Raw genomic sequence first — 16226 nt, forward strand, 5'->3', positions numbered from 1 at the left:
CCCCCACGCGCACCACCACGAGGCAAGAACGACTCCAGCCGATCCCACTCCGCATTCGTCAGATCCCCACGACCCATACCACCAGCGTGACCTCAACACCCCAGCCCCGTCAGGAGATCCGAGAAACAGCGCCTAGCACCGCCGGCACGGCAACCTGTCCATAGGAACGCCGCCGAACCCGCCCGGGTTACCGCGGTCACGACCACAACCGTGCGCCGCACCGCGACCTGACGGCCCTTCGGCATTCCGCCGACCTCCACGCGACCGTCAGCGCGTTGCGGGTCTGCGACGTGGTGCTCTGGATGCATCACCGTACGGATCATCAACAGAGAAGCTGCATCGGGACCTGAAGTCCGTCGGTCGCACTTGAGAGAGCCTGCCGCCCGGAGGGCAGATGGCTCCGAGCGTCCGGTAAAAAACACCCTGTGACCTGCGGTGTACCAAAGTGCCAACTATCTCTCTGATTCCGGGCGTCGGCCTGCTGCAGCTACTTGGCATCAACACAGGTCACGAACGTTCCCTGGTGCCAACTATCGATCCTGGTCACACGAATGTGACGAGGCATTCCAGTTGGCACATAGGCTGGATAAATGGCATCGGCTCGGGCGGTCGGGGGTTGGTTGTGGGCGGCGGAAGCACCGGTGGGCCCGCCATTTCGGAGTACGCGGTCACGACGGCCGCAGCGTCGAACCGCCACCGTCGACGGCCGTCCGGGTCCTCGGCCAGATGGTCGGCGACTTCGTCGGCCACCGCTTCCGCCGAGGCGTACGGCCACGCGCGCTCGATCCGTACGCGCATCCTCGGATCCCGCGAACGAGGAGATCGTCATCGTCCGGCGAGCCTGCTCGTGCAGCCCTTCAGGGGCCAGGCCGACCGACGGATCCAGGAGCGCCAGCCTTCCCACGCGCTCTGGCGCCGTGCGGCAGAGCTGAAGGGCAACCAGTCCTCCGAAGGAATGTCCCACCAGATCGACCTGGGGAACGGCCAGGTCGTCCAGCACGGCCGGCACATCCGCCACATGACGTTCCAGACTCCACGGCGGGCGCCAGTCGGAGCGGCCGTGCCCGCGCAGACCGGGGGGCAACGACGTACGTGTCGGGCAAGTGCTGTTCGGCGAGCCGTCGCCACCGCGCGCCGTGTCCCCCGATTCCGTGAAGGGCCAACAGCGGGGTGCCCGCTGGAACGCCATAGCGATGCGTGTGCAGACGTCCCAAGACCATTGCCGCACCCTGACGGGCTGACCCGCGATCGATCTTGGGCGTGTTGCCCTGCGGTTCGGCTCGGTGGTGGTTCAGCAGGCCGTGGTGCGGACGTAGCGTACTCACCGACCAAGATCAATCGCACGTCGGCCCAATAGGGTCGGAGGCATGACGACACCCCTTGCCGGCAGCGCCTTCGACTCGCTCCGCCTCGACGCCGTGCCCGACCAGGAGGCGCTGCGCCGGGTCTACGAACTCCCCGGCGACGCGGCCGTGCGCAAGCAGATGACCGAACTCACCGAACAGACCCAGCGGTTGATCGGATGCTCATCGCTGGTCCTGGTCGCCAGCGCGGACGCCGAGGGCAACTGTGACGTTTCCCCGCGCGGCGGCCCCGCCGGGTTCGTCGCCGTCCTGGACGCACAGACGGTGGCGATACCGGACGCGACCGGCAACAAGCGTCTGGACACCCTGCAGAATGTCGTCGCTACCGGACGGGCCGGGCTGCTGTTCCTCATCCCGGGGCGCACCACGACGCTCAGGGTGAACGGCCGGGCCTGCGTCTCCACCCACCCGGAGCTGCTGTCGCAGCTGACCGCCGTGGGCAAGCCGCCGGCCAGTGCCCTGGTGGTCGGGATCGAGGAGGTCTACCCGCACTGCCCCAAGTCGCTCCTGCGCAGCGCGGCCTGGAAGCCGGAGCAGTGGTTGTCGGCGGACGCCCAGCCGACCTCTGCCGAGGTGACGCTGGCCCAGCTGCGGATGCCGAAGCTGACGATCGCCGACATCGAGCAGGCGGAGGCGGACTCGCTGAAGTACCGGTACGAGTAATGGGCCGACCAGCGGCTGCTGAATCACCAACCCCGCCGAACCCTCGGACCAGCCGTCCCGGGACCAATCGCGGGGCGTCCTGTAATTGACCTTCTGCGCACCCCGGTTGACCGGTGCATCGGGGCCGCCCGGATACGGTCCTGCGGAGGTGATGCCGTCACGGTCGCGCGGCTTCCCCTCCGCCGACGGAGCTACGGCCACAGCATGTGGCGTTCCCACGAGCTGTGGCGATCAGAGCGTTCGTAGCGCAGCCGGGTGTGGAGACGGTCCTTGTCCGCCTGCCAGAACTCGACCGTGCCTGGAACGAGAGTGCACAGGGTCCACTCGGGGCTGATCAGAGCGGGATCCGACTCGATGCGGGCCAGCGCCGGATGGAAGGCGCGGTCGCGCTCTTCGGAGCTCTCCAGGCGCTCGCTCTGGCGGCCCAGCAGCACTTCGGCGCGAGCGGAGGGCGCCCTGGCCAGCAGATCGGCGGCGCTCTGCTCGGGGGACTCGCGCTCCACTGTGCCCCGTACCCGCACTTGGCGGCCCAGGAGAGGCCAGTAGAAGGTGAGCGCCGCACTGGGCTGACCGGCCAGCTGGCGGCCCTTGGGGCTGCCGGCGTGCACGGCGAACTGCCAGCCATGGGCATCGACGTTCTTGAGGATGAGAACCCGGGCATCGGGGCTGCCGTCCTCGGCGACGGTCGACAGTGTCATGGCATGGGCATCGGGCACACCTGCGGCAACAGCCTCCCTCAGCCAGCCGACGAACAACTCGACGGGCTCAGCCGGGGCGTCGGCCGGATCGAAGTCCGCGAGCGGACCCGCGAACACCTCCAGACTCCGCAGCCACTCCCGCACGCTCCCGGTCTCCCGAGCATCATCGTTCGCGTCCATTGCGCCCCCATGATCGTCAGTACCTCGGACCGGAATCCCCTCGACCCTATAGAGCCGGGGTCCGTGAAACAGCCCCGCAATTGACTGACCGGCCTGGATCGTCAGACTGCCGCAGCTACAGCTGGACCCTGCAATCAACACAGGGAGGAGCTCTGTGACGTGAAGCCGCTCTCCGTCGAAGGATTTCGGTTGCTGGAGATCAATGCCTGCTCCTACGGTCGGCTCCATGGCGGATGACGAACTCACGCGCGCGACACGGTTGCTGGACGCCCAGGCGAAGGCCGCACTGCTCTTCGCGGAGATCGAGGAGCGCGGGCTCGTGGTGCCCGGCGCAGGCGAACGGGAGGTCAGCGACCGGATCCGGGACCTGGCGAACGAGATGTTCGGCACGACCAAGCACTGGCACAAGCGGATCGTACGGTCGGGGCCGAACACGCTCCTGCCGTACAAGGAGAACCCGCCGGACCGGGTGATCGGCGCGGACGACATCGCGTTCGCCGACTTCGGGCCCATCTTCGAGGAGTACGAGGCCGACTTCGGCCGGACCTTCGTCCTCGGCGGCGACCCGGTCAAGCACCGCCTGCGCGACGACCTGCCCCGGGTCTTCGCGGCGGGCCGGCGCTTCTTCGAGGCCGACCCGGACGTCACCGGCAAGCGGCTGTACGACGAGGTCGAACGGCTCGCCACGGAAGCCGGATGGGAACTGGGCGGCTGGCACGCCGGGCACCTGGTCGGTGAGTTCCCGCACGAGACGATCGACGGTGCACGGGTCGAGTCCTATGTCGTGCCGGACAACGACACCCCGCTGCGGCGCACCGACAAGGCCGGGCGCCGCAGCCACTGGATCCTGGAGGTCCATCTCGTCGACCGCGGCCGCGGGTTCGGCGGCTTCTACGAGGAGTTGCTCGACCTCGGCTGATCCGTCACGCCCGCTTGGTGCAGGGCGAGCCATACCCGGTCGCGGGTCAGCGGGAGTTGAGTGAAGCGGACGCCGGTCGCGTCCCGCAGGGCGTTGGCGAAGGCGGGGGCGACCGGGTTGAAAGGGCTCTCGCTCATCGACTTGGCGCCGAGCGGCCCGATCGCGTCCGCCGTTTCCATGAAGTGGACCTCGGTGCGCGGGATGTCGGCGTACTGGGGGAGCCGGTAGCGGCGGAACGCGGCTGTCCCGACCGCTCCTTGCTCATCGATGCGTACGTTCTCGAAGAGGGTGGCGCCGAGCGCCTGGGCGACGCCTCCCTCGACCTGGCCCCGGCACTGCATCGGGTTCATGACCTTTCCGGCGTCGGCCGCGTGGACGCTGCGCAGGATGCGGATCTCGCCGGTGCCGGGGTCGACGGCGAGACGGAACCACTGTGCGTTGAAGGCGACCGAGCGGGGAGTGCCGCCGAAGTGCCCGTCGGCGATGAAGGAGACCCCGACCGCGCGCGCTGCCTGGTACAGCTCCTTGAGGGGGAGACGGCCGCCGGGGTGGAGCACCGCCTCCTCCGCGAGGCGACATTTTGTGCGTGGTAGGCGCAGGTGGGCCGCGGCGAAGTCGAGGAGCAGGTCGGCGAGGGCGCGAGAGGCCCGCAGGGTGGCCTTGCCCGCGACGACCACACCCGTGGAGGCGAAGGCGCCGGTGTCGTGCTTGACGACGTCGGTGTCCGACTGGCGGACGGTGATCCGGTCGACGGTGGTGGCGAGTTCACCCGCCGCGATCTGGCGGTGCACGGTGGTGGTGCCGTTGCCGAACTCCGCGGTGCCGACGGCGAGATCGAAGCTGCCGTCGGGGAGGAGGGAGGCCTTGGCGTCGGCGATGTGTCCGCCGGGCGGACCGGTGGCGATCATCGCGAGGGCGGCACCCTCGCCTACCAGCCAGCCGTCCGGGACGGGTTCGGCCACCGGGTCTACGGGCTCCGCCGGCGCGCGGCGGACGATGTCCAGGCACTGGTCGAGTCCGTAACTGGCGATGTGGAGGTCTTCCTCCTCGCCGCTCGCCGTGACCATCGGCTCTCCCGGTCCGATGATGTTCATCGCCTTGAACTTCATTGGCTCCAGGCCGAGTCGGCGGGCGAGTTCGTCGAGGGCGGACTCCGTGGCGAACATGACCTGGCCGAGCCCGTAGCCGCGGAAGGCGCCCGCCGGGACGGTGTGCGTGTAGACGGAGAAGGCGTCGACCTTCTTGTTCGGGGCGCGGTAGACGGCCATGGACTCGCCGACGCTGTGGAACATGACCGCCGGACCGTGATTGCCGTACGCGCCCGTGTTGGACACGACCCGCAGCTGAACGGCGGTGAGGGTGCCGTCGCGGAGGGCGCCGAGCTTCACGCGGATCGTGAAGGGATGCCGGGTGGTCGCCCCGTAGAACTGCTCGGCTCGCGTGTATTCCAGCTTCACCGGGCGGCGCAGCCGCAGCACCGCGAGCGCCACGATGTCCTCGACGAGCATCTCCTGCTTGCCGCCGAAGCCTCCGCCGACCCGGCCCGCGACGACCCGGACCTTGTCCTGCGGCAGGTCGTACAGCGCGCACAGGGCGCGGCGGGTGAGGAACGGGGTCTGGGTGCTGGAGCGGACGTTGAGCCGGTCGTCCTCGTCGAGCCAGGCCACGGCGCCGTGCGTCTCCAGGCTGGCGTGCTGGACGCGCTGGGTGCGGTAGGTGCCCTCGTACACCTCGTCGGCCTGCGCGAATCCCGCCTCGACGTCGCCGATCTCGCCGTGCGCCTCTCCTACGACGTTGTCGCGGGGGCGCGAGATCCGGGCCGTGGCCGCGTCCTTGTCGTGCACGACGGGTGCGCCCGGCCGCATCGCCTCCTCCGGATCGACGACGGCCGGCAGTACGTCGTACGTCACCTCGATACGACGGCAGCCCTCCTCTGCGGCGGCCTCGCTGTCCGCGACGACGGCGGCGACGCGCTGGCCGATGTAGCGGACGGTGTCGTCGAGGACGCGGGTGTCGTCCGGGTCCTCGGTGGGGTGTTCGTGGCGGGCGGTGGAGAAGTGCCGTTCGGGTGCGTCGTGGTGGGTCAGGACGGCGTGTACGCCGGGGACGCGCAGGGCGGCGGAGACGTCGATGGCGGTGATGCGGGCGTGGGCGTGCGGGGAGCGCAGCAGCTTCATGTGCAGCAGGCCGGGGACGTCGAGGTCGAAGGTGTAGCGGGCGGTGCCCGTGACCACCTGGGGTCCGGCCGGGGCGGGCAGGTTGCGGCCGACGGACTCGCCGGCGCCGGGCGCCTCCACGTGGCAGACCCCGCGCACCGCGTCCTCGATGGCCCGGTACCCGGTGCAGCGGCACAGGTTTCCCTTGAACGCCCTGGGCAGGTCTGCGAGTTGGTCCTGGTCGAGTGCCGCGGTCGTCATCAGGAATCCGGCCGTGCAGAATCCGCACTGGAAACCCTGCGCGTCGAGGAACTTCTGTTGCACGGGGTGGAGTTCGCCGTCGGGCGCGGCCAGCCCCTCGACCGTGGTGACGCTGCGGCCGTCGGCGCGGAAGGCCGGGTACAGGCAGCTGTGCACCGGCTCGCCGTCCACATGGACCGTGCAGGCACCGCAGTCGCCCGCGTCGCACCCCTTCTTCACCCCGAACCAGCCGCGCTCGCGCAGATAGGTACGCAGACACTGCCCAGGCCGGGGCTCCTCCTCGAAGGACCTGCCGTTGACCTCGACCTTCATCGTGCGGCCTCTTCGAGCTCCCGGCGGATCTCCTCCGCGAACCGGTAGGTCATGTGCCGCCGCCACTCGGGCAGTCCGTGGATGTCGTCGAACCACTCGTCGTCGGCGACAGCGGAGGCGATGGCCGCCCGCAGGGTGTCCGCCGTCGGCGGCAGGGGGAACCACAACCGCACCGGTCGTACGGTCGAAGCGGTGACGGTGACCGCCAGCGAGCCGTCGAGGGGGTCGAGCGTGCCGATGACCAGCACCCCTGAGCGGCCCAGCCCGTACAGCGACGCCTGCCGGAACGCCGTACGGCAGCCGAGCGCGCGGGCGGGCAGGCTGACGGACCGCAGCAGTTCGCCGTCGGCCAGGTCCTTGCGGCCCGCGCCGGTCACGAAGTCCGCGACGCGAACCCGGCGCCGTACACCGTCCTGGGCCATCAGCAGACACTCGCCGTCCAGCGCGGCGGTGAGGGAGATCATCGGTCCGGCCGGGAGGGCGTTGCAGAGGTTCCCTCCCACGGTGGCCATGTTCCAGATCTTGAACGAGGCGAGGAAGGCCCGGCAGCACTGCTCGAACAGTGGCGCCGCCTCTCTGGTGAGGTCCTTCGCGAAACGGGAGAGCTGGGCGATCGTGCAGGTGGCGGCGATCTCCAGCGAGCCGTCGGCGTGGAGCTCCACCGGTGTCCAGCCGGTCCGACCCAGGTCCACCAGGCGCCGCAGGTGCGGCTGTGGCTCGGAGAAGAGGTACGTGCCGCCGCCGAGCCAGGCGTCGCCCGGCCGCCAGGGCGCCGACACGCGAGCGTCCCGTGTCTCCACCACCGTGTTCAGGTCCATGACCGTCAGTGAAGCAAGGCGACAGGTGCCGGGACGACTGGTTCACCACACGGAAACGCCAACTTATCCGGCCCGAACCATGGAGTATCAACCAAGAGGCATATCGACCGTCTGGTCTTGCATTTACCATGCAATGACTCGTATCCACCTGGTGAATGCGAGATGCCGGGCGCGCGCCCCGTGCCCGGCAACCGCACAGGGAGCCAGAGCGCACATGCACGTTGAACACCTCCTGAGAGACGAGACGCTCGGCCTGCGCCTGCTGTGGGCCGAGGACCCACTGCTGCGGCGGGAGATCAACGGCGTGACCGTCACCGACCTGGAGGACCCCGCCCGCTTCGTCCGCCCGGGAGAGGCCGTACTCAGCGGACTCGTGTGGTGGACCCCGGAAGGGGCCGGGGACAAGGCCGAGCGCTTCGTCTCCGCACTCAAGGAGGCCGATGCCGCCGTGCTGCTGGCCGGTGAGGAGACGCACGGCGCCGTGCCCGACAGCCTGGTCGAGGCATGCGCACGACACGGCATACCGATAGCGGGCGTGCCGGACCACGTCATGTTCCGCACCATCACGGACACGGTGTACCTGCGCCACTGGGGCGAGTTGAGCCGCCACCACGCCCTTCCCGAGGTGGTGCGCGGAACGCTCACCCGGCTCCTCGCGCGGGACGCGGGCCCCGACGCCATCCTCGCGGCCGCCGTCGCCCACCTCGACCGGGCCGTCGCGTACGTCTTCACGTCTTCGGGGCGGACCGTCGCGGCCACAAAGGGCGCCTCACCGGTCCGGGCCGACGAGGCCGTGGCGCTGATCGAGGCGGGCACCGTGCCGGTCGAGGCCGACGCCGTCTCCCCGTACGAGCGCTGGCACCTTCACCTGCCCGACCTGGACGCCGTACCGCCCCGGATGCTCCACGAGGTGGCGGCGATCCTGGGCCGCTGCCAGGAGTCACAGGCCCGGCGCCGGGCCGAAACCGACCAGGCCTCCGACGAACTCGGCGCACTGCTCGCCCGGACTGGGGAGGGCGATGCAGCCGTGGCAGCCGGCCTGCGCGCCTGCGGGCTCCCGGCGGAGGGCCCGTACCGGGTGATCGTCGCCGATACCGGAGCCCGGCGGGCGGGACCGGCGGAGGGGGCGCTCGCCGAAGTGGTGGCCCACTTGGGGCCGGTGCCCGCCGCGGTGGGGCGTCTCCCGGAGGGCACCGCGTTCGCGGTTGTCCTCGATGCCCACGCTGTGGCGCTGGGGGAGGCCTGGTCGCTCGTCGCCGCCTGCGAGCCGTCCCTGCCCCTGCCCGGCGGTGCCGCAGCGCCCGCCGCCGAACCGCCCGACCTGGCCGGGGCGCTGGCCGAGGCCCGATACGCCCTCGCCTCCGCCCGCAGCGCGGCCCCGGACACCTCGCACCTCACCGACGCTCGGACCCTCACCAGTGTCGGCGAGCTCCTGTCCGGAGTTCCGGCGGAGGTCCGCACCGTCTACTGCAGGTCCGTCCTCGGCTCACTGCTCGACACCGGAAACACCTCTTCAGCCCCCTTGTTGGAGACGCTGAGGGCCTTCCTCTCCTGCGACGGATCCTGGACGCGCACGGCCGAGGTCCTGCACCTGCACGTCAACACGGTCCACTACCGCGTCCAGCGCATCGAGCACTTCACCGGCCGCGACCTGTCCCGCCTCGCCGACCGTTTCGACCTGTGGACCGCCCTGCTGTGCCACGACAACCTGCCACCGTCGGATACGAACCTGCCCGCCGCGCGCCCTCGACGTGCACGCTCGTCGAGCTGAACCTCACGCACCGGGCGGAGCGGGAGTGAGCGGCCCGTGGCACGGTGGCAATCGCGGGTGCCGCACCCGGTAAAAGAGCGGCGCCAGGCTCTCGCCATGACCGTTCTCGCGCCCGCTGCCCTGTCCGTAGCCGCGCTCGCCTCTCGCCGAGACGTGCCGTGGGCGAGCGCACGCGAACTCGCCCACGCGGCGCCGAATCCGCTGCCAGCCCGGCACGTTCCACTCACGCAGGCCGCGGGGCTGACCCTGGCCGATGTCCTGCGCACCCCCCAGCCGATGCCGGGGTTCGAGACCGCCGCCATGGACGGCTACGCGGTCGGTCCCGGGATCGGACCCTGGCGGGTTCGGGGCGCGGTGCGGGCGGGCGGCGCCTGGACGGGCGGCCCGCTGGGCGCGGGCGACGCGGTAGCGATCTCCACCGGGGCACAGGTCCCGGCCGGTGCGCGAGCGGTGGTTCCGCTGGAGCAGACCGAACGGACCGGCGCACTCGTCTGCGGACCGGCTCCCGCCGACGGCAAGCACATTCGCCGCACCGGCGAGGACGCCCCGGCCGGCGCGTTCCTGGCCCCGGCCGGCACCCGAATCGGGCCCGCGCTCCTCGGACTGGCGGCCGCCTGCGGTCAGGACGCCCTGTCCGTACGACCCCGCCCCCGCGTACGGGTTCTGGTCACCGGCGACGAACTGACCCACACCGGCCGCCCCGCACCGGGCCGGGTGCGCGACGCACTGGGCCCGCTGCTGCCACCCCTCATCCAGACCCTGGGCGGTGAGACCACCGGCGTCCACCACGTCCCGGACCGGCCCCACGGATCCCTGGCCGCCGCCGTGCACACCCTGTCGCACGACGACACGGACGTGACCGTGGTGACCGGCTCCACCTCCGTCGGCGCCACCGATCAACTGCGGCTGCTGCTGGCGGAGGCGGGAGCCCGGTGGGTGGTCGACGCGGTCGCCTGCCGCCCCGGACACCCGCAGCTGCTGGCCCAACTCCCGGACGGTCACTGGATTCTGGGCCTCTCCGGTAACCCGTACGCCGCACTGACCGCCGCCCACACCCTGCTCGCCCCGCTGCTGGCCGGCCTCACCGGACGCACCCTGCCGGTCCTGCCCCGCATCCCGTTGACCGGGGACGTCCGCACCGCCCCCGGCCGCACGCGCCTGATCCCGGTCACCTGGGACGGCGCCACCGCCCGCCCCGCCGGTGGCCACCGACCCGCTTTCCTGCACGGGGCGGCGCTGGCGGACGCACTCGCGGCCGTCGCGGCCGACTGGCGGCCCGGGCAGCCGGTGCCGCTGATTCTGCTCACGGGGTGAGGCATGACGTGCGCGCCATAATCGATCTATGGGAATCGTGACGGCGTTGTACCGGTATCCGGTGAAGTCGATGCTGGGCGAGTCCGTGATCGCCGTGGCGGTCACGGAGGGTGGGCTGTCCGGGGACCGGGCGTACGCCGTGCTCGACCGGACGGGCGCGGTGGGCAGTGCCAAACACCCAAGGAAGTGGGGGGTGTTGCTGCGCTGCCGGAGTCGGATGGACGATTCCGGCGTGGTCCGGGTCGTGCTGCCCGACGGGACCGACCTTCCGGTCGAAGAACCTGACCTGGACGTGCGGATGTCCAAGCTGCTGGGCCGTCAGGTGTCCCTCTCGGCCGTCGTACCGGAGCACAGCAGGCTGGAGCGCGCCGTGCCCGAGTACGAAGGCGGTGTCCCCGAGGCCGCGCGGGAGTCGGCATCCGTCGATACGACCGGGGAGAGCATCACGTCGGGCAGCGTCGCCCCGGGGACGTTCTTCGACTTCGGCAAGGTCCATCTCGTCACCACCGCATCCCTGGACCGGATGCGCACCGTGTATCCCGCCGGGGACTTCGACGCGCGCCGCTTCCGGCCGAACCTGGTCGTGAACACCCACGGAGGGCCAGGCTTCCCGGAAGACGCCTGGCTGGGGTCCCGCTTGCGTGTGGGGGAGGCACTGTTCCGGGTTGTGGTGCCCACACCGCGCTGCGTGATACCCACCCTCGGCCATGACGAACTGCCGCCGGACCCCGGCATCATGCGTGCGGTGGCCCGCGATCACCGCGTCCCGGTGTTCGACCTGGGCCGACTGTCGTGTCTGGGTGTGTACTTGGACGTCGTGGAAGCAGGGACGGTCCGCGTGGGCGACTCGATCACGTCGCAGGAGGCGTCGTGACCGCGCGCTGAGAACGTGAGTCCACGACTGCGTCCCGTCGATCGGCCCGCGCCGATGGATTCGGGATGGGGCGCGGGTGTCTGACAGAACGACGATTCCGTCGCTTCGTTCGACACCGTAGGCCGTGCGTTGGTTCGGCTTCGGCTTCGGCTCGCGTTCCGGGTCCTTGTGTCGGCCGCCACGCTCGGCCCGATGTCGTCCGGGGTGGGGCTGGAGGCTGGGCGGCCCGAACCCGTCCATGCTGAAGACGGTGCCGGGTCTGACACGCCTCGTGACCTGCGGTGTACCAAAGTGCCGACTAACTTGCTGATTCCGTGTCTCCTCTTGCTGGCACTACTTGGCATCAGCGCGGGTCACAGACGTTGGCTAGTGCCACCCATCGAGCCTGGTCACAGCGAATCCGGGCCGCGAGGTACACGACACGGGCGGCGTACGCCGGGCATGACCCGGTTTGCCCGGTTACCGTGACGTGACCTTGATGATCTGTCTCCCCGGCCTCGCACCTGATCACGACGGGCCGGGAGGGCGACCATGTGACCGGCCCGGACACCGGGCGACCCTTGAGGAGAGCCTTGTGATGACCCGTGCCGCGCGCCGGACCCGTCGTACTCGCCGGACTCTGCAGGCGGTCGGTGCGGGAGCCGCCGCGCTGCTGGCCCTCGGCGCCTGCTCCTCGTCCTCCTCCTCTTCCTCTTCTTCCTCCGGCGCTTCGACGAAGGCGGCCGCTCCCGCGTCGGCGTCCTCCGCCACGAAGCTGTCCGGCACGGTGACCGTGTTCGCCGCCGCCTCGCTCCAGGAGACGTTCACGAAACTCGGCAAGGAGTTCGAGAAGGAGCACCCGGGTACGAAGGTGACCTTCAGCTTCGGCGGCAGCGACTCCCTCGCCGCGAGCATCACCGGCGGCGCCCCGGCGGAGGTGTTCGCCGCCGCCAGCCCCAAGACGATGAAGATCGTCACGGACGCGGGGGATGCCTCCGGGACCCCGGCCACCTTCGCGCGCAACCAGCTGGAGATCGCCGCGCTGCCGGGCAACCCCGACAAGATCGCCTCCCTGGACGACCTCACGAAGCCCGGCCTCAAGGTCGTGCTGTGCGACAAGGAGGTGCCGTGCGGCGCCGCCACGCAGAAGGTCCTGGACGCGGGCGGCGTCAAGCTGACCCCGGTCTCCTACGAGCAGGACGTGAAGGCCGCCCTGAACAAGGTGGTGCTGAAGGAGGCCGACGCGTCCATCGTCTACAAGACCGACGTGAAGGCGGCGGGCGACAAGGTGTCCGGCGTGGAGTTCCCCGAGTCCAAGGACGCCATCAACGACTACCCGATCGTCGAGCTCAAGGCCGCGAAGAACGCCGAGGCCGCCAAGCAGTTCATCGCCCTCGTGCGGTCCGACCAGGGCCAGAAGGTCCTGACCGACGCCGGATTCCTCAAGCCCTGACGGCCGGGGCCGGTGGGCCGTGCCGGTGACCCGCCACGTGTGCCGACTGTCGATCCTGGGCACACCTGACGGAATGGATCTCACCGCAGCCGCTGACCCGGGGTTGTTCGGGCCCGATTCGGTCACTTGGCAGATGCATGGCGACCCCATGATGTGGATCGCCGGGATTCGCGCGCTTTACCTTCAGGCTCTTCACCCGCGTGTCGTAAGCGCCGTCGTGCAGAATTCCGACTTCCGGAATGACGCCTGGGGCCGGCTGAAGCGCACCGCGAACTTCGTCGGGACGACGACGTACGGGACCGTCGAGGCGGCGGAGCGGGCGGCGGCCCGGGTCCGGAGGATCCACCGCATGCTCACCGCGACCGACCCGGACACCGGTGAGCGCTACGGAGCCGACGATCCCGAACTGCTGCTGTGGGTGCACTGCGCGGAGATCGACTCCTATCTGCACGTCCTGCGGCGTTCCGGCTTCCGGCTCACGGACGCGCAGGCCGACCGCTACATCGGGGAACACCGGGTCGGCGCGCGGCTGGTGGGGCTCGACCCCGACCAGGTGCCGGTGAACCGGGCCGAACTGGCCGCGCACTTCGAGAAGATGCTCCCCGAACTGGCCGCTGGACCCGGGGCCCACGAAGTGGACGACTTCCTCCAGCGGCCGCCGGTCCACCCGCTGTTCGTACCGGCGCGCGCACTGTTGTGGCGGCGCGTGGCCGGGCTCGCGTACGCCGCTCTGCCGCCGTACGCCCACGCGTTGTACGGCAGGCCGGCGCCGCCGCCCGACGCGGTGAGCCGGCGGTTGCGCGTCACGGGCACCACACTGCGCTGTGTCCCCGCACGGCTGCGCTGGCAACTCCCGCCCAAACACATTCTCTCGGCCGTGTCACGGCTCGGCCCCGGCTCGCGTCCGGCACCGTACAAAGTCGGCAGATAGCTCGTCATACTGGGCGGGGGCCGGGGGCGGGCCCGGGGCTGAGCAGTGACGGGGGCGATCGCACGAGATGGCGGAGAGCAGGCTGATCCAGGGCCGTTACCGGCTCCTCGATCCGATCGGGCGCGGCGGTATGGGCGAGGTGTGGCGGGCGCGGGACGAATCGCTGGGCCGCCAGGTGGCCGTCAAATGCCTCAAGCCGCTCGGCCCGCATCACGACCCGTCCTTCACCCGCGTCCTGCGCGAGCGGTTCCGGCGCGAGGCCCGGGTCGCGGCGGCCCTTCAGCACCGCGGGGTGACCGTCGTCCACGACTTCGGCGAATCCGACGGTGTGCTGTACCTGGTGATGGAACTGCTGGAGGGACACAACCTCGGCCAGCTCCTGGAGGAGAACCAGCACCGTCCGCTCGCGGTCGCCGAAGTCGTCGACATCGCCGAACAGGTGACCGCCGCGCTCGGGTACACCCACCAACAGGGCATCGTCCACCGCGACTTGAAGCCGGCGAACATCATGCGGCTGACCGACGGCACCGTGAAGATCTGCGACTTCGGCATCGCCCGCCTCGGCCACGACATCGGATTCACCTCGCGGCTCACCGGCACCGGCATCGCGATGGGCACCCCGCACTACATGTCGCCGGAGCAGATCGGCGGCTCGGAGGTCGACCAGCGCAGCGACCTCTACTCCTTCGGTTGCGTGCTCTACGAAATCGCCACCGGGGCGCCGCCGTTCGACCTCGACGACGCCTGGGCCGTTCTCGTCGGCCACCGCGACACGGTGCCCGAGCCGCCGCGCAGCCACCGGGCCGAAATCCCCGAGTACCTGGAGCGGATCATCCTCGACCTGCTCGCCAAACGGCCCGAGCGGCGCCCGCAGGACGCCCGCGAACTCGCCCACCGCATCAGCGCCGGGCGCACCACGCCGATGTACGTTCCGACGGTGGTCGCCCCGGCCCTGCCGAGCCCCGCCGCGGGACAGCGCTCCCCGGCGCCCCGGGTCCCGTCCCGGCCGGGACGGCCGCCCTCCCGCGAACCCCGGCTGCCGTCCTGGACCCAGGGCATGACCACCGGCCACAAGGCCGGCGCGACCCTGCGCGGCACCCCGCCGGACGCCTCCGCCGGACTCACCGGCGAGTGGATCGCCCGCCCCTCCACCGCCGTCTCGCCCCTGCCCGGCCGCGCTGAACGGCCCACCCCCGCACCGGAGTCGCTCGCCGCCCTGGCGGGGCGGCACAACGCCGGACTGAGCCTCGGGCGGCTCGGCCGGTGGACCGAGGCGGGAGAGGTCCACCGCTCGGTCGCCGCCGAACGGGAGCACCTGCTCGGCCCCGACCACCCGGACACGCTCGCCAGCCGCTACGAGGTCGGCTTCACCCTCAGCCGCACCGGACGCCCCGCCGAAGCGCTCGGCGAGTACGCGCGCGTCGCCCAGGCCAGAGAGCGGGTGCTCGGCGCCGACCACCCCGACACCCTGGCCGCGCGACAGGAAATGGCCTACGTTCTGGGCCAGTTGGGCCGTCACTTCGAGGCGCACCAGGCCTATACGTCGGTGCTCGCCGCCCGGGAGCGCGCGATGGGCCCCGACCATCCCGACACCCTGCGCTGCCGCCACAATCTCGCCTTCAACCTCAGCAGGCTCGGACGCCTGGAGGATTCGTACCGCATGGCGAGCGAAGTCGCCGCCGCCCGCGCCCGGGTCCTCGGCCCGGCCCACCCCGACACACTCGTCACCCGCTACGAAGTGGCCTATGCCCTCGGACAGTTGGGCCGCTGGCCCGAGGCGCTGGGCACCTATCAGGAGGTGGCCGGGGCCCGCGCGCAGGCCCTGGGCCCTGACCACCCGGACACGCTCGCCGCCCGCTACGAGGTGGGCATCAGCCTCGGCCGGCTCGGCCGCAGCGCGCAGGCACTGGAGCTGTACCGCTCCCTCGTCGACGACCGCACCCGGGCCCAGGGCGCCGCGCATCCCGAGACGCTGCGCGCACGGCACGGGCTCGGCGTGAACCTCGGCCGCCAGGGCCGCTGGGAGGAGGCTCTCGCCGAGTCCCGCGACGTGTGCGCCATCCGCGAGCGCGTGCTCGGCGCCGACCACCCCGACACCCTCGTCAGCCGCCGCGAGGTCGCCGTCGGGCTCGGCTGGCTCGGCCGCTGGGCCGACGCCCTCACCGAGTACCGGCGCGTCGCCGCCGCCCGCGACCGCGTGCTCGGCGCCGGCCATCCCGACACCCTCGCCAGCCGCAACGACGAGGCGCACTGTCTGGAGCAGCTCGGCCACGGGCAGGAGGCGGCGGAGCTGTACCGCAGGGTGGCCGCCCTGCGACAGCAGCGGGCGGCCCAGGGACGCTGACCGCGCGGGCGACGGCGGCAGCGATCCGGTCAGCGGACTCGGTCAGCGGACCGGGCAGCGGGGGAGGGCTCCCCTCGGCTCAGCCAGGAGAGTCGGAAAAATCTCGGACGGCGATGTCGAGAACCCGTGGCCCGCTCCGTCCCAGCAGTGAACGCGACCACAATGGATCGCACCAGTACCGAGGAGAAA

12 protein-coding genes and 2 pseudogenes are annotated in these 16226 nt (G+C 71.1%); 9 read left to right on the forward strand and 5 right to left on the reverse strand.

Annotated features, from left to right (window positions below; translation table 11 throughout):
* Positions 1-215: 215 nt before the first annotated feature.
* A pseudogene (locus tag ACZ6KY_RS20405) lies at positions 216-350 on the forward strand (DUF6308 family protein); the annotation flags it as partial.
* A gap of 193 nt (positions 351-543) precedes the next feature.
* Here ACZ6KY_RS20405 and ACZ6KY_RS20410 read toward each other — a convergent pair.
* Positions 544-798 (reverse strand): hypothetical protein, encoded by a 255-nt coding sequence (locus tag ACZ6KY_RS20410; RefSeq protein WP_469311871.1) that lies wholly within the window; start codon positions 796-798, stop codon positions 544-546.
* Between the two features lies 1 nt (position 799).
* Positions 800-1189: pseudogene (locus ACZ6KY_RS20415) on the reverse strand (alpha/beta fold hydrolase); the annotation flags it as partial.
* Positions 1190-1367: 178 nt separating this feature from the next.
* Here ACZ6KY_RS20415 and ACZ6KY_RS20420 point away from each other — a divergent pair.
* Complete coding sequence (locus ACZ6KY_RS20420; protein ID WP_469311685.1) at positions 1368-2027, forward strand: MSMEG_1061 family FMN-dependent PPOX-type flavoprotein; 660 nt, start codon at positions 1368-1370, stop codon at positions 2025-2027.
* Between the two features lie 191 nt (positions 2028-2218).
* On the opposite strand, the gene ACZ6KY_RS20425 is transcribed toward ACZ6KY_RS20420, so the two are convergent.
* The gene (locus ACZ6KY_RS20425) at positions 2219-2905 is read right to left on the reverse strand and encodes a pyridoxine/pyridoxamine 5'-phosphate oxidase (RefSeq protein WP_469311686.1); all 687 of its coding nucleotides are present in this window, start codon (positions 2903-2905) and stop codon (positions 2219-2221) included.
* 226 nt (positions 2906-3131) lie between these two features.
* On the opposite strand from ACZ6KY_RS20425, the gene ACZ6KY_RS20430 reads away from it, so the two are divergent.
* Complete coding sequence (locus ACZ6KY_RS20430) at positions 3132-3824, forward strand: M24 family metallopeptidase (RefSeq protein WP_469311687.1); 693 nt, start codon at positions 3132-3134, stop codon at positions 3822-3824.
* On the opposite strand, the gene ACZ6KY_RS20435 is transcribed toward ACZ6KY_RS20430, so the two are convergent.
* Together ACZ6KY_RS20435 and ACZ6KY_RS20440 are read right to left on the reverse strand one after the other, a co-directional pair.
* Positions 3797-6553: a molybdopterin-dependent oxidoreductase gene (locus ACZ6KY_RS20435; RefSeq protein ID WP_469311688.1), complete on the reverse strand. Its 2757-nt coding sequence runs from the start codon at positions 6551-6553 to the stop codon at positions 3797-3799. The genes ACZ6KY_RS20430 and ACZ6KY_RS20435 overlap by 28 nt on opposite strands.
* A complete protein-coding gene (locus ACZ6KY_RS20440; protein WP_469311689.1) occupies positions 6550-7371 on the reverse strand; it encodes an FAD binding domain-containing protein in 822 nt (273 codons plus the stop codon). Before ACZ6KY_RS20440 ends, ACZ6KY_RS20435 begins: the two co-directional genes overlap by 4 nt.
* Positions 7372-7585: 214 nt before the next feature.
* Here ACZ6KY_RS20440 and ACZ6KY_RS20445 point away from each other — a divergent pair, with 214 nt between their 5' ends.
* From ACZ6KY_RS20445 to ACZ6KY_RS20470, 6 genes are all read left to right on the forward strand, one after another.
* A complete protein-coding gene (locus ACZ6KY_RS20445) occupies positions 7586-9142 on the forward strand; it encodes a PucR family transcriptional regulator (RefSeq protein ID WP_469311690.1) in 1557 nt (518 codons plus the stop codon).
* 96 nt (positions 9143-9238) lie between these two features.
* Positions 9239-10456 (forward strand): molybdopterin molybdotransferase MoeA, encoded by a 1218-nt coding sequence (locus ACZ6KY_RS20450; protein WP_469311691.1) that lies wholly within the window; start codon positions 9239-9241, stop codon positions 10454-10456.
* A gap of 28 nt (positions 10457-10484) precedes the next feature.
* Positions 10485-11330, forward strand: coding sequence for an MOSC domain-containing protein (locus ACZ6KY_RS20455; protein WP_469311692.1), 846 nt, complete (start codon positions 10485-10487; stop codon positions 11328-11330).
* Positions 11331-11907: 577 nt separating this feature from the next.
* The gene (gene modA / locus ACZ6KY_RS20460) at positions 11908-12762 is read left to right on the forward strand and encodes a molybdate ABC transporter substrate-binding protein (RefSeq protein ID WP_469311693.1); all 855 of its coding nucleotides are present in this window, start codon (positions 11908-11910) and stop codon (positions 12760-12762) included.
* Positions 12763-12835: 73 nt separating this feature from the next.
* Positions 12836-13693, forward strand: coding sequence for an oxygenase MpaB family protein (locus ACZ6KY_RS20465; RefSeq protein WP_469311694.1), 858 nt, complete (start codon positions 12836-12838; stop codon positions 13691-13693).
* Positions 13694-13760: 67 nt separating this feature from the next.
* Positions 13761-16037, forward strand: a complete 2277-nt coding sequence (locus ACZ6KY_RS20470; protein ID WP_469311695.1) for a serine/threonine-protein kinase — start codon at positions 13761-13763, stop codon at positions 16035-16037.
* Positions 16038-16226 lie beyond the last annotated feature (189 nt).

This window comes from Streptomyces sp. NPDC042002 (genome assembly GCF_055588305.1).

What these genes read in the sequence shown, in the direction of transcription:
- ACZ6KY_RS20450 (WP_469311691.1), top strand. Translation starts at nt 9,239, where the DNA reads ATGACCGTTCTCGCGCCCGCTGCCCTGTCCGTAGCCGCGCTCGCCTCT.
- ACZ6KY_RS20470 (WP_469311695.1), top strand. Translation starts at nt 13,761, where the DNA reads ATGGCGGAGAGCAGGCTGATCCAGGGCCGTTACCGGCTCCTCGATCCG.
- ACZ6KY_RS20425 (WP_469311686.1), bottom strand. Translation starts at nt 2,905, where the DNA reads ATGGACGCGAACGATGATGCTCGGGAGACCGGGAGCGTGCGGGAGTGG.
- ACZ6KY_RS20440 (WP_469311689.1), bottom strand. Translation starts at nt 7,371, where the DNA reads ATGGACCTGAACACGGTGGTGGAGACACGGGACGCTCGCGTGTCGGCG.
- ACZ6KY_RS20435 (WP_469311688.1), bottom strand. Translation starts at nt 6,553, where the DNA reads ATGAAGGTCGAGGTCAACGGCAGGTCCTTCGAGGAGGAGCCCCGGCCT.
- modA (WP_469311693.1), top strand. Translation starts at nt 11,908, where the DNA reads ATGACCCGTGCCGCGCGCCGGACCCGTCGTACTCGCCGGACTCTGCAG.
- ACZ6KY_RS20445 (WP_469311690.1), top strand. Translation starts at nt 7,586, where the DNA reads ATGCACGTTGAACACCTCCTGAGAGACGAGACGCTCGGCCTGCGCCTG.
- ACZ6KY_RS20455 (WP_469311692.1), top strand. Translation starts at nt 10,485, where the DNA reads ATGGGAATCGTGACGGCGTTGTACCGGTATCCGGTGAAGTCGATGCTG.
- ACZ6KY_RS20465 (WP_469311694.1), top strand. Translation starts at nt 12,836, where the DNA reads ATGGATCTCACCGCAGCCGCTGACCCGGGGTTGTTCGGGCCCGATTCG.
- ACZ6KY_RS20410 (WP_469311871.1), bottom strand. Translation starts at nt 798, where the DNA reads ATGCGCGTACGGATCGAGCGCGCGTGGCCGTACGCCTCGGCGGAAGCG.
- ACZ6KY_RS20420 (WP_469311685.1), top strand. Translation starts at nt 1,368, where the DNA reads ATGACGACACCCCTTGCCGGCAGCGCCTTCGACTCGCTCCGCCTCGAC.
- ACZ6KY_RS20430 (WP_469311687.1), top strand. Translation starts at nt 3,132, where the DNA reads ATGGCGGATGACGAACTCACGCGCGCGACACGGTTGCTGGACGCCCAG.